The following is a 23,765-nucleotide window of genomic DNA, read 5'->3' as shown; positions in this document are numbered from 1 at the left end:
TGGAGCGGATCTGTCACGCCGCTCGGCCGGCTTTTCCCGAAGAGACCAGCTCAAGTCTCCCGAGGGGGATGTGGACCCGGCGTTTATGCCACGGAGCGTTCCAGAACGCTCAAGGCCGTGTCCACCACATTTTCTACAGTAAAACCCAATCGCTTCATGACCAGCGATCCCGGAGCCGAGACCCCGAAACGATCGATGCCGATAACTGCACCATGACATCCGATCCAGCGGTGCCAGCCCAGGGTGGACGCGGCTTCGACGGCGCAACGGGCGGAAACTTCTGGGGGCAGGACGGCGTCTTGGTAGGTTGGATCCTGCCGCTCAAAGATTTCCCACGAGGGCATGGAGACGACCCGGGTTGGGACACCCTTTTCCCGTTCCAGGACTTTTTGAGCTTCCAGAGCGACATGGATTTCGGATCCAGTGGCAATGAGGATGAGCCGAGGAGACCCGGAACTTTCCGCCACCACATAGGCCCCTTTCGCCACGCCGTCAAAGACTTTTTCCCGGGGGATGCCGAGCACCGGCACGTTCTGGCGCGTCAGCGCCAAGGCGACAGGTCCATCCGATTCCAAGGCGATCTTCCAGGCCGCTGCTGTTTCGTTGGCATCCGCGGGTCGAAGGACCGTAAGGTTGGGAATGGCCCGCAATGAGGCCAGGTGTTCTACGGGTTGGTGTGTGGGGCCGTCTTCGCCGACCCCGACGCTGTCGTGAGTGAAGATGAAAATCACCTTCGTTTTCATGAGCGCCGCCAAACGGACGGCCGGACGCATATAATCGGCGAAAACAAGGAAGGTCCCTCCATAGGGTCGCACGCCGCCGTGCAGGGCCATGCCGTTAAGGATGGCTCCCATGGCATGTTCGCGCACACCGAAGTGGAGATTGCGGTTTCCGCCCTTGGTCAGGAACGTTTTGTTGGACGGAGCCAAGTCTGCGGATCCCCCGATGAGGTTGGTGACGACCTGGGCTATGGCGTTAAGGATGGCGCCCGAGGCGTTGCGAGTGGCAACGGAACCTCCTTCAGGATCGAAAGACGGCAGGGATTGTTCCCAGCCCTCGGGCAGCTTCCCGTCCAGGTAATCCTTCAAAAGGGCGGCGTCTTCAGGGTACGCGCCGGCGTACCGCGTCATCAAGGCTTGCCAGCGCTCCTGAAGCCGCAAACCCTCCGTTACGGCCTGTCCCATGGCTTGACGCACATCTTCCGGCACGTAGAACGCCTCGTCTGCCGGCCACCCATAGCACGCCTTCGTTTTTTGAGTGGCGTCCGGGCCGAGCGGCTCTCCGTGACAGGCCGGGTTGTTCTCCTTGGGGCTGCCGTATCCGATCACCGTCCGGACGGCGATCAGCGACGGCCGATCCGTGACGGTCTTTGCCCTTTCGATGGCTCCATGGATGGCTTCCAGGTCGTTGCCGTCGGCGACCCGTTCCGTATGCCATCCGTAAGCCTGGAAACGGGCCAGGACGTCCTCGGTGAAGGTGAGGGCCGTATCCCCTTCGATGGTGATGTGGTTGTCGTCATAAAGGTAAATGAGCTTACCCAGTTTCCAGTGACCGGCCAAGGAAGCCGCTTCAGACGCCACGCCCTCCATGAGGTCGCCGTCGGAAACGAGACCGAACGTGTAATGATCGATGATAGGGAAATCCGGCCGATTGAAACGATCGGCCAGCCACTTTTCAGCCAGCGCCATGCCGACTCCCATGGCAAAGCCTTGCCCAAGGGGCCCTGTGGTGCATTCAACCCCTGGGGTGAGACCGTATTCAGGATGACCGGGGGTTTTGCTTTCCCACTGCCGGAAGTTTTTTAGTTCGTCCAAGCTCAGATCGTAGCCGGTTAGGTGCAGGAGCGCGTACAACAAGGCCGATCCATGCCCTGCCGACAGGATGAATCGGTCTCGATTGACCCACGACGGATTCGAAGGATTATGGCGCAAATGGCGGCTCCACAGCACGTAGGCCATGGGGGCTGCGCCTAAGGGCAGCCCTGGATGGCCTGATTTCGCCCGCTCCACCATATCCACTGCCAAGAGCCGAAGGGTCGTCACACACCGTTCATCCAAATTGTCCGCTGGCATCGTTTGCTCCTTGTCGAAAACTTTGAGGTCTGTGCTCTCCCTGAGCTTGATGGAATGAAAATTCCTCGCACTGGTGCCTCACATGGCCCGCGATGTCAAGTCGTCAGTCACGGATTCGGGGCCTGAGGCGGCGACCGCGGGCGGGCCCGCTTTTTTCGTTCTTGTTCCGTTTTCCTAAGCCATGGAGATCATCACCCAGGAACACACCGAGCACGGTGAGAAGCTCAGAGGGATCACCGGAAGCCATGAGGTCGGTGTCTGTCTCGAGACCCGTTTCGGGGGAGTACTTCAAGAATGAAATCCGCTGAAGTTGTAAAGCCGGCGGCCTTGAGCTTAGTGTCCGGATTTATGATTCACGGCTTTGAAGAGACCCGCATGCAATATGTCCATTTTGGCCTTCTCCATCCCCATGTTGGCGATACCAGGTAACGGTGGGCGGCCATCAGCCGCCGTGGTGGTTCGAGCTCTGGCGTTGCGGGAAATTTCTCCTCGAGACACCCTCAGAGTTCTGCGGAAGGACTTCAAACCGGCCGTTCTGCTCGCTTCCGCTCTAGGACTGCTTTCTTGGGCCAAGATCATGTTTTTATCCTGGGGACCTGATGTTCCAGAGGCGACGAGCTGGGAACGATCGGAGCCGTCCCTGCTCAGGTACAGAGTCTCCGAATGGTCACGGCGTATTCTTGGGGCGATGCCGGCGTTGGCTGCAGGGAGAATGAAGTAGGGCCCGACGGTGGTGGTCAGCCCCGCGGCGACCACCACCGCGGACATTACCGGCCTGCTGATCTCCTGCAGCCAAGTGATCATTAGGCCCTGAAACCGTGAGATCGCGTCGATGTATGAAACTCTCTTGCCGAAGATATCATCATAAATTTTCGTCTCTTTTACGCCATAGGCTTTCCGATCATACTTTTACCTGGGAGGTGCATCGATTCGGAAGACGGAAGGTCAGCCCACGCCATCTCGTTTCACGGATTCAGGTTGATCCTTATACTAGACCCCATCCACGGGATTGTTGTCCTCGTCGGGGCGATCCCCCTGGGGTCGGCTTCATAGCGGGCTCCAGCGTGATCCCTTGGACCGCGCCGATTCAGGGCAGGCACGTGGTCCTGCCCCTAAGGTGTCGGTACTCGGGGTTGGCACCGTTTCCAGACCATGACCATAAAACAATGTCCACGTGGCGGGGGACGCACGGATTCAAAAGGTTTTTTTGAGGACAGAAGCGCTTTTCCGAGGGAACCTGGCGCCCATGACGGCAGAGGGGACGACGATCAGAGAGGACCACCATTATTGACAACATCTCTGCCGATAGGCATAAACTGTTACGCTCTGTGTAGAGATCCACAGGCCTTTTTCTCTTCAAAGCTGGAGATCACGCAATGGGCGTAGCGCGTCGAAGGGCCGATTGGCGGATCGCAGGAAGATGGTGGGCGCTTTTCTGCACCTTGGGGATCCTGGCGGTACCCATCCTTGCAGGATCGTGGGCGTGGGCGGACGGAGAAACCCCGCTTCGAGTTGTTTTGGATGATAATTATCCTCCTTACATCTTTCGGGACGACAAAGGTCAACTTCACGGGATTCTGGTGGACCGATGGGCCCTGTGGGAAAAGGCGACCGGTCGCCCGGTGCAACTTCTCGCCATGGATTGGGGCAAGGCCCAGGAAGTGTTTCTCCAGGGCCACGGCGATGTCATTGACACCATCTTTCTGACGCCGGAACGGACCCAATACTACGCTTTCGGGGAGCCTTACGCGGAGCTGCCTGTGGGTATTTTTTACCACGAGACCATCTCGGGCATTCCAGACGTTCATTCACTCAAGGGTTTTGCCGTAGCCGTCAAAGAAGGCGATGCCACCATTGAGGTTTTACGCCACAAAGGGGTCACCACATTTTTGCGTTACTCAAGCTATGAAGCCATCGTGCGGGATGCCGCTGCGGGTAAAGTCAAGATTTTTTGCATGGACGATCCCCCTGCCCATTACTACCTGGCGAAGTACGGTCTTCTTCAACAGTACAAGAGAGGTTTTACGTTGTATTCGGGCTGGTTCCACCGCGCGGTGCTGAAGGGCCGGGAAGATCTACTTCAGACCGTGGAGCAAGGTTTTGCGTCTCTTTCCCCCGAGGCGCTCCACGCGATTGACCAAAAGTGGATGGGGACACCGTTGGGAAGGCGGATCCCATGGCGCATGATTGTGTGGACATTAACCATAACGGGTTTAGTGGTCTTGTCGAGTTGGGCGTGGATCGTGCTCTTGAACCTTCGAGTGCGCCAGAAAACTCGGGAGATCCGAAGGCTCCTTGAAGAAAGCCGCAAACACGAAGAGATTTTACGCGTCACCTTCCAGAGCATGGCCGAGGGCGTCATCGTGACGGACGAGCGTGGGGTGATCCGCGAGGTGAATCCTTTGGCGGAAAGCCTGACGGGGTGGAGTCTTCTCGACGCTCGAGGGCGTCTTGCGTCGGAAGTTTTTCGAATTGTGAACGAACAGACCCGTGTTCCCGTAGAAGATCCCGTGGCTCTCGTTTTGAAGCATGGAAAGTCGACTGGATTAGCCAACCATACCGTGCTGATCGCCCGGGATGGTACTGAACGACCCATCGCGGACAGTGCCGCCCCAATGGTCGATCCTGCCGGGCGGGTGATGGGGTGCGTTTTGGTTTTCCGGGACCAGACAGAAGAACGTCGCACGCTGTCGCTGCTCCATGAGACACTAAAAAAATATGAGCTGGCACTTGAGGCGGCGGCCATGAGTTCCTGGGATTGGCATATTCAGGAGCAGCGCGTTGAGCGGGATGAGCTGTGGGCCGAACGAAGGGGTCTCGACCGAAAGATCCATCGGGTCGACCGAAAATCCTGGTCGGAAGCCGTGCACCCGGAAGACCGCCCTCGGGTGCTCAAGCGCCTCAGGGAACACTTGGAAGGGCAAACCCCTTATTATGAAGCGACCTACCGCGTCCGGACGGCCGGCGGGGCGTATGCATGGATTTTTGACCGCGGCAAAATCATCGCTCGAGACGAAGCGGGAAACCCTGTGCGCATGATCGGGATCGAAACGGACATTACGACCCAGAAAATGATGGAGGCGCAGATTCGGCTGCTTACGCGCGTGGTGGAACAAAGTCCGTTATCTATTCTGATTACAGATTCTTCGGGTGACATTCAGTACGTGAACGAACGTTTCTGCCGCATGACGGGCTACGACCCCCATGAAGTCATCGGTAAGAATCCTCGGCTACTCCAGTCCGGCAGGACCCCTCGGGAAACATACGAGGCTTTGTGGAAAACCATTACACGGGGCCAGGTGTGGCAAGGGGTTTTATGCAACCGAAAGAAGGACGGGAGCTTGTTCTGGGAAGATGCGGTGATTTGCCCCATTGTCAACGAATCCGGCCGTATCGGCCATTACGTGGCGATCATCGAAGACGTGACGGCCAAGAGACAGTTGGAAGACCAATTGGCTCAGGCTCAGAAACTGGAATCCGTGGGGCGGCTGGCGGGCGGGGTGGCCCATGATTTTAACAACGCCTTGCAGATTATTATGGGATACGCCGAGGTGGCGTTGGGATTTGTGAGTTCCGAAGATCGGCTCCATCGGATGCTCAGCGAAATCCACAAAGCCGCTCAACGCTCCGCCGGCGTCGTCCGTCAGCTGCTCACCTTTGCCCGAAAAGACATCGTCCGCCCCGTTGCCCTGAACCTCAACGAACACCTCCTAGAGACCCATCGCATGCTCCAAAGACTTATCGGCGAAGAAATCACTTTAGAACTTCGCCCCGGAGCTGATCTGTGGCGGGTCCTTTTGGATCCATCCCAGGCGGATCAAATGGTCGCCAACTTGGTCATCAACGCGCGGGATGCCATTGAACGGGTGGGAACCATCGTTCTTGAAACGGAAAACGTGGTTTTGGACGGGAGGCGGAAGGCCGGCCCGGTTTTTATCCCCAAAGGCGAGTACGTGCGGTTTTCGGTGATCGACACGGGCTGCGGTATGGACGCCCAAACCCTGGAGCGCATCTTTGAGCCTTTTTTTACGACGAAGGAGGTGGGCAAAGGAACCGGTTTGGGGTTATCGACAGTTTATGGCATCGTCAAACAAAATCGAGGCTGGATAGACGTGTCCAGTACGCCGGGTCGGGGAACCCGATTCGATCTTTTCTTTCCCCGCCTCCGCGCGGAAGGCGACGGCCACGCCAAGGAAGATGGCCCTTCCAAGGGCGAAGAAATCTATGGAATGGGGGAAACGGTCCTCGTCGTGGAGGACGATCCCGTCATCTTGGAGCTGACGCTGTCCATTTTGGAAAACGGCGGCTATCGCGTTCACGCGTTTTCCAGTCCGAAATCGGCGCTCCGTTGGGCCCATGAGAACCCCGGTCCAGTGCATCTGCTCTTGACCGATGTGGTGATGCCCGAAATGAGCGGCCGCGAATTGTGGGACCAATTGAAAAAGTCGCACCCCGACGCGGCCTGCCTCTTCATGTCCGGTTACACGGCGGATATGCTCATGCACCGAGGAGTCGGGGCCACTGGCTCCCATTTCATCCATAAGCCCTTCACGGCGGACGCCCTCTTGTGGAAAATCCGCGAAGTCCTTTACTCCAGATGATCCCACACGCCGGAGTTCTGTAGAAAAAGTCTTGCAGGGAAATCGCCGGGGGTCTTTGCCGGACATCGGCTTGACTCGTGGAGAAAGGCTGCTTTATAACCCTGTGGGTATTCGGCCGTGCAGCACACTTATCCCTTGCGTTGTCTTTTTTTAAAAAAAGCTGGAGTGGGGGAGGTCAGCACCGCGGCCGATCCCGTGGGGTTATTCCTGTGGAATATTGAGCGGATAGGGAGAAGAACAATGAACTCGAACGGCAGCGGCAACCCAATGGTCGGGTCGGTCCTGGTGGTCGGCGGCGGGATTGCGGGGATGCAATCGGCCTTGGACTTGGCGGAGATGGGCTATTATGTGTACGTGGTGGAGAAGGAGCCGTCCATCGGCGGCGCGATGGCCCAGTTGGACAAGACGTTTCCCACCAATGATTGCGCCATGTGAATTATCTCGCCCAAACTGGTCGAGGTCGGCCGGCATCTGAACATCGAGCTTTTGACGTTGAGTGAAGTCGAAGAAGTCCAGGGCGAGCCCGGGAACTTTCGGGTCAAGGTTCGGCGAAAGCCCCGTTTTATTGATCTAGACAAATGTACCGGATGCGGGGAATGCGCCCGGGTGTGTCCTGTGAGTTTGAAAAATGAGTATGATATGGGTTTAAGCGAGCGCCGGGCGGCGTACCGTCGGTATGCTCAAGCCGTGCCCGGGGCCTTTGCCATTGAAAAGCGGGGGACGTCCCCGTGTAAGGCGACCTGTCCAGCCCACATTTCCGTCCAAGGGTATGTGGCTTTGGCGGCCCAGGGGAGGTATCGGGAAGCTTTAGAATTGATTAAAAAGGACAATCCCTTGCCGGCCATCTGCGGCCGGGTGTGCCATCACCCCTGTGAGACGGCGTGTATGCGCGGGAAAGTGGATGAACCGGTGGCCATCGACTTTATCAAGCGCTATATCGCCGATCTGGATCTCAAGGCGGAGACCCGTTTTGTGCCTGAGATCAAGGAAAAGCGGGACGAGAAGGTGGCCATCATCGGCTCCGGCCCGGCGGGGCTCTCCTGTGCATACTACTTGGCGCTGGAAGGCTACAAGGTCACGGTCTTCGAAAAGCTTCCGGTACTCGGAGGGATGCTCACCGTGGGCATTCCCGCCTATCGACTGCCTCGCGATATCATCGAGGCGGAAATTCAAGTCATTCGTGACATGGGCGTCGAATTCAAAACGGGGGTGGAGATCGGTAAAGATTTCACCATTGGCCAGCTCCGCCAGCAGGGCTACAAAGCGTTTTTTATCGGCATCGGCGCCCACGAGTGCAAAAAGCTGGGGATCGAAGGCGAAGACCTGGACGGGGTCTATCCTGGGGTGCAATTCCTCCGGGAAGTCAACCTCGGAAACCGGATTTTCTTGGGCGATCGGGTGGCTGTCGTGGGAGGCGGTAACGTGGCCATGGACTGCGTCCGCACGGCCCTGCGCACGGGTTCCAAGAAACCTTTCATTGTGTATCGGCGCAGCTTGGCGGAAATGCCGGCCAATGAAGAAGAAATTGAAGAATGCCATGAAGAAGGCATTGAAATCCTCACCCTCACAAATCCGGTCCGTGTGATCGGAGAAAACGGCAAGGTCAAGGCCATCGAATGCGTGAAGATGGCGCTGGGAGAGCCGGATGCCAGCGGACGGCGCCGTCCGGTGGAGGTCAAAGGGTCCAACTTTATCATAGAAGTGGATGCCGTCATTGCCGCCATCGGTCAGGAAACGGATTGGGCCTGTTTGACACCCGAATGCGCCTGCAGCTTGAGTGATTGGCGGACCCTCAAGGTGGATCCGCTCACCCTTCAATCGGATGACCCCGACATTTTTGCCGGTGGAGATGCGGTGACGGGACCGCGCACTGTCATTGAAGCCATTGCAGCAGGGAAAGAGGCCGCGATCTCGATCCATCGTTTCTTGCGTGGGGAGGATCTCCGGCAGGGCCGCGAGAAACGCTGGGAAGCGATCCAAAACGTACCCACGGAAGGCTATGACCGAATCCCGCGCGAGCGGATGCCGCGCCTGACACCGCCGGAGCGCCAGGGCAACTTCAATGAGGTCCAACTGGGGTTTACGGAAGAGCAAGTGCGTCGGGAAGCCCAGAGGTGCTTGAACTGCGGCGTGTGCTCGGAATGCTATCGCTGCGTGGACGCGTGTTTAGCCAACGCCGTCGTCCACGACGATCAGGAACAGGTTCAGGAACTCCATGTGGGCGCGGTGATTTTGGCCCCCGGTTTTGAACCCTTCGATCCCAGCATTTATGAAACCTACGGCTACAGACGTTTGGCCAACGTCATGACGGCCATGGAATTCGAACGGCTCCTTTCGGCCTCGGGGCCGACCATGGGCCACGTGGTCCGCCCTTCGGACCACAAAGAACCCAAAAAGATCGCCTGGCTCCAATGTGTGGGATCGCGGGACATCCACCACTGCGACCATGCGTACTGTTCGGCGGTCTGCTGCATGTATGCCATCAAGGAAGCCGTGATCGCCAAAGAACATGCCGGGAAAGAACTGGAAACGGCGATCTTTTTCATGGACATGCGGACCCATGGGAAAGATTTTGAGAAATACTACAACCGGGCCGAAGAGGAGCACGGGGTGCGCTTCATCCGTTCGCGCGTCCACAGTTTGGAAGAGGTCCCGGGGAGCGGCGGTGACGTGGAAGTCCATTACGTCACGGAAGACGGCCAGGTGGTGTCGGAAGTCTTCGACATGGTCGTGTTATCCGTGGGGCTGCAAACGCCTGCAGAGGCCAAGATGTTGGCCGAGCGACTCCACGTCCAGCTCAACGATGACCTCTTTGCCGAACATTCCTCTTTTGAACCGGTGGCCAGTTCCAGACCCGGCGTTTTTGTCTGTGGGGCTTTCCAAGGCCCCAAAGACATTCCCCAGTCGGTCATGGAAGCCAGTGCTGCGGCTGCCGCCGCGGGAAGTCTGTTAGGCGCCGTGCGGGGAACCCTCGTCAAGGAAAAGCACGTCCCGGCGCAGCGGAACGTTTACGGCGAGCCGCCCCGGATCGGTGTTTTTGTCTGCCATTGCGGGATCAACATCAGCGGTGTGGTGGATGTGCGCGCTGTCGCTGAATACGCCAAGAGTCTGCCTTACGTTGAATATGTCACGGACAACTTGTACACGTGTTCGCAGGATACCCAGGAGGTCATGAAAAAAGTCATCCGCGAACACCAGCTCAACCGCATCGTGGTGGCCGCGTGCACCCCAAGGACTCATGAACCCTTGTTCCAAGAGACCATGGCCGATGCGGGGTTGAACAAGTACCTGTTCGAAATGGCCAACATCCGCAACCACGATTCTTGGGTCCATGGGGCGGATCCGACCAAGGCGACGGAGAAGGCCAAAGACCTTGTGCGCATGGCGGTGGCCAAGGTGGCTCTGTTGGAACCTCTATCGGAGCCGGAGCTCTCCGTGACGCGGCGTGCTCTGGTGGTCGGCGGCGGGGTGTCGGGGATGACGGCGGCCCTGAGCCTGGCCGAACAGGGCTATCCTGTGGACCTCGTGGAAAGCGGTTCGCAATTGGGTGGCCAAGCGTTGAGACTCCACAGGACCTGGCGGGGAGAAGACATCGGCCGCTATGTGGCCACGCTGCGACAGCGTGTGGAAGATCATCCGCTCATTTCAGTCCATCTGAACGCGAGTTTGGCTCAGGTGGAAGGTTTTGTGGGCAACTTTAAATCGCGCATCCAAAACGGGGCGGAACCGGTGACGGTGGAGCATGGCGTCGCCATTATCGCCACGGGTGGCCGGGAATGGAAACCCAAGGAGTACCTCTATGGGCAGGACCCGAGGGTCCTGACGCATTTGGAATTGGACGAAAAACTCAAGGCCGATGACCCGGTGGTGCAGCAGGCCAAGTCCATCGTGTTCATCCAGTGCGTGGGAAGCCGCGAACCTGAGCGGCCTTATTGCAGTCGGGTGTGCTGTACCCATACGATCCAAAGCGCCTTGGAGATCAAGAAACGCCAACCCGACACCGATGTCTACGTGCTCTATCGAGACATCCGCAGTTACGGGGAGCGCGAGAGGCTTTACCAGCAAGCCCGCCGGGCCGGGGTTCTCTTCATTCGGTATTCTTTGGAAGACAAACCCAAAGTGGCCCAGGGTGATGGCGCCCTGAGCGTGACGGTCACCGATCATATTTTGCGTCGGCCGGTGATTCTTCCGGCGGATCTCGTCACCCTGGCGACGGCCATCCTGCCCAATGCCGATGAAGCTCTGGCCCAGTTGTTCAAAGTGCCGATGAACGAAGACGGTTTTCTCGTGGAAGCCCACGCCAAGCTGCGGCCCGTGGATTTCGCCACCGACGGAGTTTTCCTCTGCGGTCTGGCCCACTACCCCAAGCCCATGGACGAAAGCATCGCCCAAGCTCAGGCGGTGGCGGCTCGTGCGGCCACGATTCTGGCTCGGGATCGCATTCATTTTGCCGGAACAGTGGCGAGAACCAATCCTTTCCTGTGCAGTGCCTGTGGCACCTGTGTCGCCATTTGCCCCTACTCGGCCCCACGGTTCAATGAACGAGGCGCGGCGGAAATCAATCCTGCACTGTGCAAAGGATGTGGACTGTGCGTGGCTTCGTGCCGCTCTGGGGCGATCCAGCTTCAAGGCTTCGACGACGCCCAAATCTTTACCATGATCGACAGTCTCTAAGACAGGACAGTGGGAGCCAATGTGATGAATTCCTGGGAACCGAAGATTATCGCTTTCCTGTGCAACTGGTGCTCTTATGGCGCAGCGGACTTGGCTGGTGTAAGCCGCCTTCAGTATCCTGTGAACATTCGGGTGATCCGTGTCCCGTGCAGCGGTCGGATCAATCCTAAGTTTATCTTGGCGGCTTTCCGTCATGGTGCCGACGGAGTGTGGGTTTCCGGCTGTCATCCCGGAGATTGCCACTACATCGAGGGCAACTATTATGCGAGGCGCAAATTTGCTGTGCTCAAAAACCTTCTGGAACATACGGGCCTGGAACCGGGGCGCCTCCATTTTTCGTGGATTTCTTCGGCGGAAGCCTCCAAGTTCGCGGAAACGGCTCGAAAGGTGGTGGAGGCGGTGCGGGCTGTAGGGCCGGCGAGGCACTTTATCAAGACACAACCGACATGGGACGACATCGAGGCTCCTCTTCAGGCGGCCTGTCGAGCTGAGGTGGGTTAGATGCAGGCATATACGAAAATAATTCGAGAATCGGCCCAGCGGCTTTTAGCGGAAAAGAAGGTGGATGGGGTGATCGGGTTTCGCCAGGGGACCATTCCCATGATGAGTGAACCGGTTTTCATCCGAAATGTGGATCACGTGGACCAGCTTGTCTGGAACGGATTTTGCGGCGTCAACCTCGCCAATTACCTGGTCAAGCGGAAAGACCGTGTGGCGGTTGTCGCCAAGGGCTGTGACAGCCGAAATATCGTGCTCCAAATTCAGGAGAATCAGATTCGGCGGGATCAGCTCCACATCCTTGGGGCGCCGTGTCACGGCATGGTGGATCGCCGAAAAGTGTGGGCTTTTCTCAAAGGCCGGGAACCGCTCCAGGTTACGGAAGACGGCCACCAAATCCGAGTTTCTGGTAAGGACTTCGAAGAGGTTTTAGATCGGCAGGTATTCCTTCAGGACAACTGCCGCATCTGCACGCACCGAAACCCGGTGATTTATGATGAGCTTTTGGCCGACCCGGTGGCGGAACAGGCGGATGTGGACCGGTACGAAGACGTGCGCCGCGTGGAAGCCATGGGAACCGAAGATCGCTGGCGTTATTTTGAAGAGCTCATTGCCCCATGCATTCGATGCTACGCATGCCGCAATGCCTGCCCCATGTGCTATTGCCCGACGTGTTTTGTGGATGAATCGCGACCTCAGTGGGTGGGCAAGACATTGGATCCGACAGACACCCGCACGTTTCATCTGCTGCGCGCCTTCCACCTGGCCGGACGCTGCACCGACTGCGGGGCTTGTGAAAGGGCGTGTCCCGTGGGGATTCCCGTGCGCCAGTTCACCAAAAAACTCGAAAAAGACGTCAAGGAACTCTACGGCTACGAAGCGGGTGTGGTGGTGGAAGGACGACCGCCGTTGGATACGTACAGACCGGATGATCCGCAAGACTTCATCAAATGATCCGCACGTGGAGCACGGATCGGGCGAGAACGAACGCGACAGAGGATAAGGATCATGCTGACAATTTTTTTGGAAAAGCAAGAATTGCCCCGATTGATCGGTCGGGTGATGGAAGGGGCACGGGTTTTTGCGCCGGTCAGAGAAGGGGACGCCCACCGGTTCCGGCTTTTAGACAGGCCGGAAAAAGCGGATTTCTCTTTCCAAAACACCCGCCTTTCTCCCAAAGAGCTCATGCATCCGCCGGCGGAGATCATGTTTTCCTACAGCCTGAGGAAAGAAGACCCCAAGGCGGGCATTCTCGAGGAGGTTTCCAAGGCCTTGGGGAAACGCGTCGTGTGGGGGATCCGCCCGTGCGATGCCAAGGCGTTCCAGTTGCTGGACGTCAATTTCATCACGGCCGAATATGTGGATCCCTGGTGGCAGAAACGCCGACAGTCGACAGTTCTTGTGGGCTTGGGGTGTCATAACCCGTGCAGCACCTGCTTTTGCACCTCTGTGGGGACAGGGCCGTTTGACCGCAGCGGCGTGGATGTGCTCATGACCGAACTGCCGGAGGGGTATCTGTTGGAGGCCGAGACAGAGGCCGGTGAGGCGTTGCTGGTGCAAGGGGCGGTCGGTGGGAGGGCTTCCGAAGAGGTGCTGGAAAGGGCACGGTCTATTGCGGACAAGGCTTCCAAGAGTGTGCCGCGCCTGTTCCTGCCCGACCCGTTGCGGGACAAACCCATGACGGAGCTCTTTCAGGCCGCTTTTTGGGAAGAGGTGCAGTTTGCCTGCATCAACTGCGGCACCTGTACTTTTTTGTGTCCCACGTGCTGGTGCTTCGACATTCAGGATGAGGTCCACCAACACGAAGGCGTGCGGCTGAGACTTTGGGATTCGTGTATGTTTCCGCTGTTTACCCTCCATGGGTCCGGACACAACCCGAGAAACCAGAAGCTTCAACGGGTGCGCCAGCGCTTTATGCACAAATTCAAGTACTACGTGGACAAATACGGCAACGGGCCGGCCTGCGTGGGCTGCGGTCGCTGTGTCCAGTATTGTCCCGTCAATATCGACATCCGGCGCGTCGCGGGCATGATGACGGCTTCCTGCGTGTGCCCGACTTAGTGCGGAGGACTGACGTGAAGAACCCTTATTTGCCTTATCCGGTCAGGATTCAAGAAATCATCACCGAGACGCAAGACCGCAATCTCAAGACGTTCAAGCTTGTCTTCCTGAATCCGGAAGATGAAGCGTCGTTTGATTACATGCCTGGGCAATTCGCCGAATTATCCGTCGCCGGCCAAGGGGAAGTACCCATCGGGATTGCTTCTTCGCCCACCGAGAAAGGGTTCCTGATGTTTACCGTGAACAAGGTCGGGCGAGTGACGAGCTATCTCCACAACATGAAGCCCGGTGAGATCATGGGGGTGCGAGGCCCTTTGGGCAATTGGTACCCGTGGGAGGAAATGAAAGGCAAGAACGTGGTGATTATCGGTGGCGGATTTGCGTTCACGACGCTGAGATCCTCTATCGTGTGGATGTTGGATCCGGCCCATCGCAAGGATTATGGGGACATCACGGTGGTTTACGGAGCACGCCACCCCGGCATGCTGCTTTACAAAGACGAACTGGTGGCTTGGGAAAAACGTGACGATATCACCATGCATTTGACCGTGGATGCCACGGATGATCCCGGATGGAAGTACAACGTGGGGTTCGTGCCGGCGGTCACCAAGGAAAAGGCCCCTAGTGCGGACAACGCCTATGCCATCGTGTGCGGGCCGCCCATCATGATCAAATTCACCTTGCCCGTTTTGGCGGATTTGGGATTTCCCCCCGAGCGCATCATCACCAGTCTGGAAATGCGCATGAAATGTGGGATTGGGATGTGCGGCCGATGCAACATCGGCACCGAATACGTGTGCAAGGACGGCCCCGTGTTTTCCATGGAGAAACTGGCGAGCCTGCCCAACGAATACTGAGGGAACGGTTAGGTCATTTTAGGAAAAATTTCTTTTAAGCACGCAAAGCTTGTGTTACGTATAGGAGGAATCAATCAAACGGGAACCGAGTCAGGGGAGAAAGCTATGGAGCCGTTGCTGTTGACCAAAAGAGAGAGGCGCAAGCTGGCGAGCCAGTACGCCGAGCTGTGCCTGACGTGCGGCACCTGTGCCGGCGGGTGTCCCGTCACAGGGGTGGACGGCCTCGATGTGCGCAAGGTGGTGCGCCTGGCCGTTCTGGGCCTGGACCAGGAGGTGGTGGATTCCAAATTCCCGTGGGTGTGCACCCTGTGTGGGCGATGTGAGCATGCATGCCCCATGAACATCGACCTCTTAAAGTTGCTCCGTTCGGCCCGCAGCATGAGAGAACGGGACAAGGTGCCGGGGGTGCTCCACAAAGGCGTGGAAATGTGCCTTAAAACGGGAAACAACGTGGGGATTCCCGAGGAAGATTTCCGATATCTGCTGGAAGATTTGGCTGCGGAACTGGCTGAGGAGCTGCCCGGCTTTGAAATCCCCATTGACAAAAAAGGAGCGAAATATCTTTTCACCATCAATTCCAAGGAGCCTTTCGCGGAACCGGAAGACATGATGTTTTGGTGGCGGATCCTGTATGCTGCCAACGAATCCTGGACGGTGGCTTCCAAGAACTGGGAAGGTGTCAATTGGGGCTTGTTCACCGGTGACGACGCCGCGATGAAGGAAATTGTCGGGCGGATTGTTCAGAACTACAAAGAGCTCGAATGCGAGTACCTTGTCTTACCCGAGTGAGGCCACGCCTATTATGCGACCAGGCTTGGTCTGCAAAATTGGTTTGCCGATGAAGGTGTCAAGTTCGTCAGCGTCCACGATCTCCTGAAGCAGTACCTTGAGGAAGGTCGGATCAAGGTGGACAAATCCATCCACCATGAGCTGACGACGTACCATGATCCGTGCAACTATGGCCGGAAAAGTGAACGGGCTTTCGGCCACGGCTATTACGAAGAACCCCGTTGGGTGGTCCAGCAGTGCTGTGAGCATTTCGTGGACATGTACCCCAACCGAGCCAACAACTATTGCTGCGGCGCGGGGGGTGGGGCGTGGGCCGCGCCATACGTGGAGGAGCGCATCTTTTATGGTCGCGTTAAAGCGAAGCAAATCAAGGACACGGGCGCCAAGCTTCTGATCGCGCCGTGCCATAACTGCCGCGATCAGATCATGAAAAGCCTGCGCAAGGAATACGATTTTATGGACGTGGAAGTAAAGTACCTCTGGGAGCTCGTGGCGGATTCACTCATCATCGAGCCCCGGGAGGAGGGGGCGGAGGAGGAGTAATTTCCCCGGATAGTGCGCCATGGAGCCCCGGAAACGCAAAGACGTTTCCGGGGCTTTTTCTTTGCCCGGAGGTTCTTTAGAATGACCTTCATCGTGTTGGAGGAAAACCTCGGGGCGCGGAGGTTTCGCGAGGCGAAATCGGAACGTCCACGAATCGGCAGGGGATGGGAGAAGCGTCATGAGCAAAAAGAAGAAAGGAAAACCAGAAATCCAGGCGGGGCTTTCCGAGAGCGAAAAGCAGGAGGTGAGTTTTTTCATGGATCGGCTGCGCATGCAGGATCCCCAGGGGGTGAGCCTGGAAAACTGCCTCAAGAGCCTCAAACAGGCCTTGGTCCAGCGCGAAGCCCTGGCCGCGGCCTTGCTGGAAGCGTTGAGCCTGGAAGGCGGCCCGGTGTGCTTTCGGGCGTTCTGTGAACTGCAAGGTATCGTGCGCGATAAGCGGCTTGCAAAAATTGTCCGCCGAGCGGCCTATCGCTTCCGCCAAAAAGGTTTGAGTGTCCCTTCCGAATCCGCCCCTGCGGCCGAATCCTCCCCTGTGGTCCTCATCAGGGCGGAACCGATAAAAAATGAAGCCTACCTTGCCGTGAATCCCAAAGAACACATCTTTCAGTACGGCGCCTACGTCCATTCCAAGGACGAGGATGGATACGCCACGGTGGTTCTGTATGTCGGGGAGCTCTTTTCGTGCCAGGGCCTTGCCGTTTTTTCTGAATCGAGAAAGGGGTTCAAAGACTTTCTGCGCAGCGGAGCGGAATGGTTGGAAAGCCGAATGCACGAGATTCCGCCGGGACATATCGGTGGAGTGCTTCAGGCTCTGGCGTCCTTGGGACGGATCCCATCGCAGGAAATGAGGGATTTCGGCAAGGCGCGTCGGCTTTTAGAGCCTTATCGTCTGAAGGATCCGCAACCTTTGTTTCTTCAGCTCCGTGACCAGAAAAGACTTGGTCCGATAAGGGAGCCGTCCCCGGCCGATCTCTGCCAGTTCTTGACGGAAAGAGCCGGTCTCATCCCCTTTGACGGGGTCTTTACGAATACAGCGGCACTCCAAGCGGTGTTCACGGAACTGGAGACGATCCAGAGCGGTGTGATCAAGGTGCCGGACTATATTAAACAGGAGCGGGTGAAAGACGTTCTGGCATCAGCGACACGACGTTTTCTCCCGGCGGAGCTGTGTCGAGCGTTGTCGAAACACTGGGAGGAACTCGCGCTGTGGGGGCTTTTGGACCATGAAGATCCGACGGACGCCGAAATGATCTTTGCCTTGGCGGAGCATGCCGGCGGTGTGGAAGACCCCGGCTTGAGTCCCGTGATGACCAGAATTGTGGAATTGTCCATCCTGATTACTTACGATTTTGCAACGAGCGCACTCGAAGCGGACCTTCGCCGTCTTGACCGCGACCAGGGCAACGAACCGGAAGCGGTTCAAACGGCCGCCGGCCTTTATGTGCCTCGGCAATGGGTCGAGTAAAGAATAGGGAGGATCTTATGGAGGTCATGACCTTTCAGGTGTCCACATCCGCACGAAGCGACGCCGTAGACATTACGGCCTCGGTGGCCCAAAAAGTTCAGGAAAGCGGCCTCGTTGATGGGATCTGTTTTGTCTACGTACCCCATACCACCGCAGGTGTGACCATCAACGAGGGCGCGGATCCGGCGGTTATGGACGACGTCCTTCGCACGTTAGACGGCCTTGTTCCGTGGAAAGCCAATTACCGGCACACGGAAGGCAATGCTGCGGCCCATATCAAGACGACACTCACAGGCTCTTCCGTTTCGGTGATCGTCCAGAAAGGCCGGTTACTTCTCGGGACATGGCAACGGATCTTTTTGTGCGAATTCGACGGACCGAGGACGCGCAAGGTCCACGTGGCCGTGTGCAAATAAGAACAAAGGGCTGCGTCGAATCATCTTGGAGAGTGCCCCCTCACCTGCAGCTTTTTACGGAGAAAACATGGAACGATTGGAAGCGATTTTTTCGCCGAGCTCCATTGCCGTGGTCGGGGCGTCCACCGTCCCCGGCAAGGTGGGGCACGATCTTTTTGCCAACATCTTGCGCGGGGGATATACGGGAACCTTGTTTCCGGTCAATCCCAAAGCCCGGTCGGTTTTAAGCGTCAAATCCTATCCGAACCTCACGGAGATCCCGGATCCGGTGGAATTGGCGATCCTTGTGGTCCCTCCCACCGCAGCCCTGGCTGCTGTGGAGGAAGCAGCGCACAAGGGGGTCAAGGGTATCGTCATTGTCTCCGCGGGGTTCCGCGAGGTCGGGCCGGAAGGGCGGGCCGTTGAGGACAAGATCACGGCACGATGCCGCGAAGCAGGCATACGGCTCGTGGGGCCGAACTGTCTGGGGGTGATCAACCCCCATCCGTCGGTGCGCATGAATGCCAGCTTTTCCAACCGCATGCCGGCTCCCGGTCATATTTCCTTTATCTCCCAAAGCGGCGCTCTGTGCACATCCGTGCTCGACTTTGCGGCGGAGAGGAATTTCGGTTTTTCCAAGTTCATTTCCATTGGGAACAAAGCCGATGTGGACGAACTGGATCTCCTGCGGTACCTCCATCACGACCAAGACACCCAGGTCATCATGATCTATTTGGAAGAACTGCGTCGGGGTCCGGAATTTATCCAGGAGGTCAAAGAGATCACCTCCGGTGATCGGCCTACGCCCATCCTTGTCATCAAATCGGGCCGCACCGTGGCCGGGGCGAGGGCTGCGGCATCCCACACCGGGTCATTGGCCGGATCAGAGGCCGTCTACGATGCCATTTTCAATCAGTCGGGCATTATCCGGGTGGATTCCATCGAGGAGCTTTTCAACTTCGCTGGAGCCTTTGCCAGCAAAAAGACCCCTTTGGGCAATAAGGTGGCCATCGTGACCAATGCGGGTGGTCCCGGCATTGTGGCCACCGACATGACCGTTTCTTCGGGACTCGAACTGGCCCGGTTCCACGAGGAAACCGTGGAAACCCTCCAAAGTCATCTCCCTGTCACGGCAAACCTCCATAACCCTGTGGACGTCATCGGGGATGCCACCCAGGAAAGATACGAAAAGGCCCTGGAAGCCGTCATCAAGGACGAAAATGTCGACGGCGCCGTGGTGATCCTCACTCCCCAATCCATGACCAACGCCCTGGAGACGGCCAAAGCCATCGTGAAGATCGATCAAAAGACCCAGAAACCGATCCTGTGCTGCTTTATGGGGATTTTCGACGTCTCGGCCGGGGTCAAGGTGCTTCAGGAAAACCGTATCCCCGTTTATCGTTTTCCCGAACATGCGGCCAAGGCCTTCGGCGCGTTGTACCGTTACTCCCGCTGGCTCAACCGGCAGAAGTTGGCCCAGTATACGCTCGTGCATGATAAGGAACGGGCTCGGCAGATCATCCGGGACGCCGTGGAGCAGGGCCGACGCTCTTTGACGGAATGGGAAGGCGGGGAGCTCTTGCGCTGCTACGGTTTTCAAACGTTGCCGTCCTTTGTGGCCAAGACACGTGAGGAGGCCGTGGAGTATGCCGTCAGCCTCACGTTTCCTGTGGCGTTGAAGATCGTCTCCCCGCAAATCCTTCACAAAACGGATGCGCACGCGGTGCGGCTCAACATCACTTCGCCTCAGGACGTGGCGAAAGCGTATGACGCCGTGGTGGCCAATGCCAAAGCGTATAACCCGGCGGCGGACATCGGGGGAGTCTTGGTCCAGAAGATGGCCCTCCCTGGGGAAGAGGTTATCCTCGGCATGACACGCTACCCCATTTTCGGGCCCTTGCTGATGTTCGGCCTCGGTGGGATTTTTGTGGAACTGTTCAAGGACGTCAATTTCCGCGTGGCGCCTATTGGACGCAATGAAGCGCGGCGGATGATCCGAGGGATTCGAGGTTACCAGCTTTTAAAGGGAGTGCGTGGACGGCCTGAGACGGACACGGCGGTTTTGGAGCGTTATCTAGTGTGCCTTTCGGATCTCGTCCTAGACCATCCCGAAATCCATGAGCTGGATTTGAACCCGGTGATTGTCCACGAAAAAGGAGCGGGGGCTACGGTGGCGGATGTCCGCGTCCTTTTGGAACCGTGAAGAAGCCGCGGAAAAGAAAGCCCGATGGTTGACGATCTCCGGGGTGAGGCTTAAAGTTACTTTCAAAATTCAGCAGCGCGAAGTTATGGAAGGCGTTCGAACCAGGAGTCCCACTGCTGTCGACCAGACAAAGGAGAGTGTCCATGGGAGAAAGAGCCGGCGCAGTGACCATGAAGGGTTTGCCCCTGACTCTCGTCGGGTCCGAAGTTTCCGTTGGAGATCGCGCCCCGGATTTTGAAGCCCTGAACAACGATTTGCAACCTGTGCGGTTATCCCAGTTCGCAGGAAAGACTGTCATCTTGTCGTCCGTGCCCTCACTCGACACCCCTGTTTGTGACATGGAAACTCGGCGCTTCAATCAAGAAGCTGAAAAGCTCGGCGAGGACGTGGTGGTTTTGACGATCAGCATGGACCTGCCCTTTGCCCAGAAGCGATGGTGCGGAGCCGCCGGCGTCACACGGGTGATCACCTTATCGGATCATCGAGATGCCTCTTTCGGCCAGACCTACGGGGTCCTCATAAAGGAACTGCGCCTGCTGGCCCGTGCTGTTTTCGTCGTGGGTCCAGACGGGGTGATCAAACATAGCCAACTCGTCAAGGAAATCACCCAGGAACCGGACTACGCGGCGGTCTTAGACGCGGTCAAGAGCAAATAAATCGGGCACAAGTGAGCTTGGATCAAGCGTGAGGCTACCGGTGGAGTCATTCCCTTGCCGGTGGTGGCCCAAGGACGTCATGCGTTTCATGGAAGGGCCGGCGGACAGCCTGTCCCACCGAGCTCCGCGGCTTAGAAATAATGGCCGCGGGGACCGACGACATTCCAAGATCCGAAAAATGGAGGTATCGACAGATGGCTGAGAGACGTGAAGTGTACAAGTGCGAGCTTTGTGGAAACATTGTGGAAGTTCTCTGGGGCGGCAAGGGCGAACTCGTCTGCTGCGGTCAACCGATGGTGCTCCAGAAAGAAGGCGTTGTGGACGCCTCCAAAGAAAAGCACGTCCCGGTTGTGGAAAAGACGGCGGAAGGTTACAAGGTGAAGGTGGGCGGTGTCCCTCATCCCATGGAAGAAAAACACTATATTCAGTGGATCGAATTGGTGGCGGACAACATCTCCTACTTCCATTTCCTGAAACCCGGCGATCCTCCGGAGGCCGTCTTCTGCGTCAAGGCGGAAAACGTTTATGCCCGAGAGTACTGCAATATCCACGGTCTGTGGAAGGGGTAAACAATCATGCTGAGTGAAACGATGGTGAAGGCATTGAACGACCAACTCAATGCCGAATTGTATTCATCGTACCTCTACTTTGCCATGGCGGCCTATTGCCGCGACAAGGGACTGAATGGGTGTGCTCGGTGGATGGAAGCCCAGGCCCTGGAGGAACTGTCCCACGCGGTCAAGTTTTATCATTTTATCGCCGAACGGGGAGGACGGGTTTCGTTAGGCGCGATCGAGGCCCCGCCGAACAGCTGGGCTTCCCCGCTGGCCATGTTCGAAGACGTGGCCAAGCATGAAAGCAAGGTGACGGGTCTCATTCATCACTTGGTCGATCTGGCCATTGCGGAAAAGGATCATGCCACCAACAACTTCCTGCAATGGTTTGTGTCGGAACAGGTGGAAGAAGAGGCCAGTGTGGGTGAAATCGTCCAACAAATGAAGCTCATGGGTGAAGCCGGTGGCGGCCTGTTTATGCTTGATAAGGAATTGGGCCAACGGGTGTTTGTCTTGCCGCCGGGAACGACGCTGGTGGCTCCGGCTGCCAAATGAGCGCAGGGGAGGGCACCCCCCGGTGTGAAGGGGGGTGCCCGTTCTGTTTTTGGGCACGCCTTATGCACATTGAGCCCCCCGGTGAGCGGAATTGGGGCTGGTGATCCCAAGGTGGAAAGGTCGCCATATTCTTCAAGGACGTCGGGAAATTTGTCCACAACGTGGGTACTGGGGAAAAACTGACGGGAGGATAGTGCGCGGGCTCGCCTTTCCGGAGGGCGCAGGGAGTGTGAGGCGACGCAATCGGGTGAGGCGGCCTCAGCGGCATGGGAGCGCTTTGAGATGCCTTCCTGGCCGTGCAGAAACACAGCTTTCATGTGCGGGCTTCAGTACAAGGACCACGGCGCCCCCCGCCCCTTATCCTTTTCGTGTGGAAGGGGCAGCCCTCTGGGGGCTCTGTTCGAGCCGGCCTGCTCCAGGACGTGATCAAAGGAGAACTAGTCATGGGATCGGCAGGTGACGCACTTTTGGATCTTTTGTGCAGTGCTTTGGAACTGAAAGCCAAGAAGGAAAAAGTTTATGAAGAAGCCATGGCGTCCTGTTCGGATGCTGTGGGACGAGAGACGTTTCGGATCCTTTACGAGGCGGAAAAAGAGCACGAGAAGGCTTTGGCTCAGATTCAAGAGGGACTTAAGGCGGGAAAGGATTGGGCGGCTGCCTGTCGATATCGACCTCCTGAGAAAGACCTCTTCGGCCGCCTTGCTGAAAGCATCTCTCTGGATAAGGACAAGCTCCCGGAGGCCTGTACGGACGAGATCAAAGCGCTGGATGCCGGCATCCAGTTGGAAGAGGCGTGTATCCGACTGTTCGAAAACAAACTCCAGGATCTTTCGGATCCTTCTCAGAAAGACTTCCTCCGAATGCTCTCCGCCGAGGAGCGGGAACACCGGCGACTGCTTCAGGATTTAAAGTTCTATTACACAGATCCCCAGGGATGGTTCATGGAAAAGAGCCGGGCACGGTTGGACGGGGCCGGCGCAGTGACTTAAAAGGTTCGTGCGGGATTGAACTCCCCGTGGAGAGGATGTGGGACGCTTTCAGCAGTTGGCCTCCGGTGGCGCAGGCACTTACGGCAACATTTTTTACCTGGCTGACAACGGCCGTAGGGGCGTCGGCCGTCTTCTGGCGGCGTGCCTTCTCCCAAAGATTTCTCGACGCCATGTTGGGTTTTGCCGCGGGGGTCATGATTGCCGCCAGCTATTGGTCGCTTCTGGATCCTGCCCTCAAGTTGTCGGAAGGGCTGAATCTGCCGTGGGTGCCTGCTGCCGTGGGTTTCCTTGCGGGAGGACTTTTTCTTCGGGGCATCGATGCCCTTCTTCCTCACCTCCATGTGGGCTTTCGAACAGAGGAAGCCGAGGGGCTGCCCACGCGATGGCGCCGCAGTGTTTTGCTGGTTTTGGCGGTGACGATTCACAACATTCCGGAAGGATTGTCCGTGGGGGTGGCTTTCGGCGCAGTGGCCACCCAGCTTCGAGAAGCGACCTTGTCCGGCGCTTTGGCCTTAGCCATGGGCATCGGGTTGCAAAACCTTCCGGAGGGTGTGGCTGTGTCGGTTCCCCTCCGCCGTGAGGGTCTAGGGCGGTTCAAGAGTTTTTGGTACGGACAGCTCTCAGGGGCGGTGGAACCTGCGGCGGCGGTGTTCGGTGCAGCGGTGGCGTCGTCTTCTCTGGCGCTTCTCCCCTATGCATTGAGTTTCGCCGCGGGAGCCATGATCTACGTGGTGGTGGAAGAAGTCATCCCGGAGGCTCAAAGGGGTGGTCACACCGATGTCGTCACCATGGCGTGCTTATTGGGCTTTGTGTCAATGATGATTCTGGATGTGGCCTTGGGATGAAGCAG

The 23,765-nt window shown here is 57.4% G+C and carries 17 protein-coding genes; 15 read left to right on the top strand and 2 right to left on the bottom strand.

The annotated features are described in order from the left end of the window. Positions 1–83: 83 nt before the first annotated feature. Both tkt and ACZ5K9_RS06130 read right to left on the bottom strand, forming a co-directional pair. Positions 84–2,072, bottom strand: coding sequence for a transketolase (gene tkt, locus ACZ5K9_RS06135; RefSeq protein ID WP_464273544.1), 1,989 nt, complete (start codon positions 2,070–2,072; stop codon positions 84–86). A gap of 333 nt (positions 2,073–2,405) precedes the next feature. Further along, positions 2,406–2,876 carry a hypothetical protein gene (locus ACZ5K9_RS06130; protein ID WP_464273543.1) on the bottom strand — a complete coding sequence of 157 codons (471 nt, stop codon included), beginning with the start codon at positions 2,874–2,876 and terminating at the stop codon, positions 2,406–2,408. A gap of 572 nt (positions 2,877–3,448) precedes the next feature. Between ACZ5K9_RS06130 and ACZ5K9_RS06125 the strand changes: the two genes are divergently transcribed. The 15 genes from ACZ5K9_RS06125 (at position 3,449) to ACZ5K9_RS06055 (ending at position 23,760) form a co-directional block, all read left to right on the top strand. Beyond that, a complete protein-coding gene (locus tag ACZ5K9_RS06125) occupies positions 3,449–6,673 on the top strand; it encodes a PAS domain S-box protein (RefSeq protein ID WP_464273542.1) in 3,225 nt (1,074 codons plus the stop codon). A 240-nt stretch (positions 6,674–6,913) separates the two neighbouring features. Beyond that, the gene (locus ACZ5K9_RS06120) at positions 6,914–11,347 is read left to right on the top strand and encodes an NAD(P)-binding protein (protein WP_464273541.1); all 4,434 of its coding nucleotides are present in this window, start codon (positions 6,914–6,916) and stop codon (positions 11,345–11,347) included. Positions 11,348–11,371: 24 nt separating this feature from the next. Continuing rightward, positions 11,372–11,848, top strand: a complete 477-nt coding sequence (locus ACZ5K9_RS06115) for a hydrogenase iron-sulfur subunit (RefSeq protein WP_464273540.1) — start codon at positions 11,372–11,374, stop codon at positions 11,846–11,848. Beyond that, on the top strand, positions 11,849–12,799 hold the full coding sequence (locus tag ACZ5K9_RS06110; RefSeq protein WP_464273539.1) for a 4Fe-4S dicluster domain-containing protein: 951 nt from the start codon (positions 11,849–11,851) through the stop codon (positions 12,797–12,799). Between the two features lie 54 nt (positions 12,800–12,853). Beyond that, complete coding sequence (locus tag ACZ5K9_RS06105) at positions 12,854–13,906, top strand: 4Fe-4S dicluster domain-containing protein (RefSeq protein WP_464273538.1); 1,053 nt, start codon at positions 12,854–12,856, stop codon at positions 13,904–13,906. Between the two features lie 14 nt (positions 13,907–13,920). After that, the gene (locus tag ACZ5K9_RS06100; RefSeq protein ID WP_464273537.1) at positions 13,921–14,763 is read left to right on the top strand and encodes an FAD/NAD(P)-binding protein; all 843 of its coding nucleotides are present in this window, start codon (positions 13,921–13,923) and stop codon (positions 14,761–14,763) included. 105 nt (positions 14,764–14,868) lie between these two features. Beyond that, positions 14,869–16,095, top strand: a complete 1,227-nt coding sequence (locus ACZ5K9_RS06095) for a (Fe-S)-binding protein (protein WP_464273536.1) — start codon at positions 14,869–14,871, stop codon at positions 16,093–16,095. Between the two features lie 178 nt (positions 16,096–16,273). Further along, entirely contained in the window at positions 16,274–17,563 is a 1,290-nt protein-coding gene (locus tag ACZ5K9_RS06090; RefSeq protein WP_464273535.1) for a hypothetical protein, read from the top strand. Between the two features lie 26 nt (positions 17,564–17,589). Beyond that, entirely contained in the window at positions 17,590–17,979 is a 390-nt protein-coding gene (locus ACZ5K9_RS06085) for a secondary thiamine-phosphate synthase enzyme YjbQ (protein WP_464273934.1), read from the top strand. Positions 17,980–18,046: 67 nt separating this feature from the next. After that, on the top strand, positions 18,047–20,161 hold the full coding sequence (gene acs, locus ACZ5K9_RS06080; protein WP_464273534.1) for an acetate--CoA ligase alpha subunit: 2,115 nt from the start codon (positions 18,047–18,049) through the stop codon (positions 20,159–20,161). A gap of 143 nt (positions 20,162–20,304) precedes the next feature. After that, positions 20,305–20,817 (top strand): thiol peroxidase, encoded by a 513-nt coding sequence (tpx, locus tag ACZ5K9_RS06075; protein ID WP_464273533.1) that lies wholly within the window; start codon positions 20,305–20,307, stop codon positions 20,815–20,817. A 194-nt stretch (positions 20,818–21,011) separates the two neighbouring features. Further along, on the top strand, positions 21,012–21,386 hold the full coding sequence (locus ACZ5K9_RS06070) for a desulfoferrodoxin (RefSeq protein ID WP_464273532.1): 375 nt from the start codon (positions 21,012–21,014) through the stop codon (positions 21,384–21,386). A gap of 6 nt (positions 21,387–21,392) precedes the next feature. Next, complete coding sequence (locus ACZ5K9_RS06065; RefSeq protein ID WP_464273531.1) at positions 21,393–21,926, top strand: ferritin; 534 nt, start codon at positions 21,393–21,395, stop codon at positions 21,924–21,926. A gap of 443 nt (positions 21,927–22,369) precedes the next feature. Further along, complete coding sequence (locus ACZ5K9_RS06060; RefSeq protein ID WP_464273530.1) at positions 22,370–22,915, top strand: ferritin family protein; 546 nt, start codon at positions 22,370–22,372, stop codon at positions 22,913–22,915. A gap of 35 nt (positions 22,916–22,950) precedes the next feature. Next, positions 22,951–23,760 (top strand): ZIP family metal transporter, encoded by an 810-nt coding sequence (locus ACZ5K9_RS06055; RefSeq protein ID WP_464273529.1) that lies wholly within the window; start codon positions 22,951–22,953, stop codon positions 23,758–23,760. The last annotated feature ends 5 nt before the right edge of the window (positions 23,761–23,765 follow it).

The sequence above is a fragment of the Desulfosoma profundi genome (assembly GCF_055387865.1).
This window is presented reverse-complemented; position numbering and strand designations above follow the sequence as displayed.

What these genes read in the sequence shown, in the direction of transcription:
- tkt (WP_464273544.1), bottom strand. Translation starts at nt 2,072, where the DNA reads ATGCCAGCGGACAATTTGGATGAACGGTGTGTGACGACCCTTCGGCTC.
- ACZ5K9_RS06130 (WP_464273543.1), bottom strand. Translation starts at nt 2,876, where the DNA reads ATGATCACTTGGCTGCAGGAGATCAGCAGGCCGGTAATGTCCGCGGTG.
- ACZ5K9_RS06125 (WP_464273542.1), top strand. Translation starts at nt 3,449, where the DNA reads ATGGGCGTAGCGCGTCGAAGGGCCGATTGGCGGATCGCAGGAAGATGG.
- ACZ5K9_RS06115 (WP_464273540.1), top strand. Translation starts at nt 11,372, where the DNA reads ATGAATTCCTGGGAACCGAAGATTATCGCTTTCCTGTGCAACTGGTGC.
- ACZ5K9_RS06110 (WP_464273539.1), top strand. Translation starts at nt 11,849, where the DNA reads ATGCAGGCATATACGAAAATAATTCGAGAATCGGCCCAGCGGCTTTTA.
- ACZ5K9_RS06105 (WP_464273538.1), top strand. Translation starts at nt 12,854, where the DNA reads ATGCTGACAATTTTTTTGGAAAAGCAAGAATTGCCCCGATTGATCGGT.
- ACZ5K9_RS06090 (WP_464273535.1), top strand. Translation starts at nt 16,274, where the DNA reads ATGAGCAAAAAGAAGAAAGGAAAACCAGAAATCCAGGCGGGGCTTTCC.
- ACZ5K9_RS06085 (WP_464273934.1), top strand. Translation starts at nt 17,590, where the DNA reads ATGACCTTTCAGGTGTCCACATCCGCACGAAGCGACGCCGTAGACATT.
- acs (WP_464273534.1), top strand. Translation starts at nt 18,047, where the DNA reads ATGGAACGATTGGAAGCGATTTTTTCGCCGAGCTCCATTGCCGTGGTC.
- tpx (WP_464273533.1), top strand. Translation starts at nt 20,305, where the DNA reads ATGGGAGAAAGAGCCGGCGCAGTGACCATGAAGGGTTTGCCCCTGACT.
- ACZ5K9_RS06070 (WP_464273532.1), top strand. Translation starts at nt 21,012, where the DNA reads ATGGCTGAGAGACGTGAAGTGTACAAGTGCGAGCTTTGTGGAAACATT.
- ACZ5K9_RS06065 (WP_464273531.1), top strand. Translation starts at nt 21,393, where the DNA reads ATGCTGAGTGAAACGATGGTGAAGGCATTGAACGACCAACTCAATGCC.
- ACZ5K9_RS06060 (WP_464273530.1), top strand. Translation starts at nt 22,370, where the DNA reads ATGGGATCGGCAGGTGACGCACTTTTGGATCTTTTGTGCAGTGCTTTG.
- ACZ5K9_RS06055 (WP_464273529.1), top strand. Translation starts at nt 22,951, where the DNA reads ATGTGGGACGCTTTCAGCAGTTGGCCTCCGGTGGCGCAGGCACTTACG.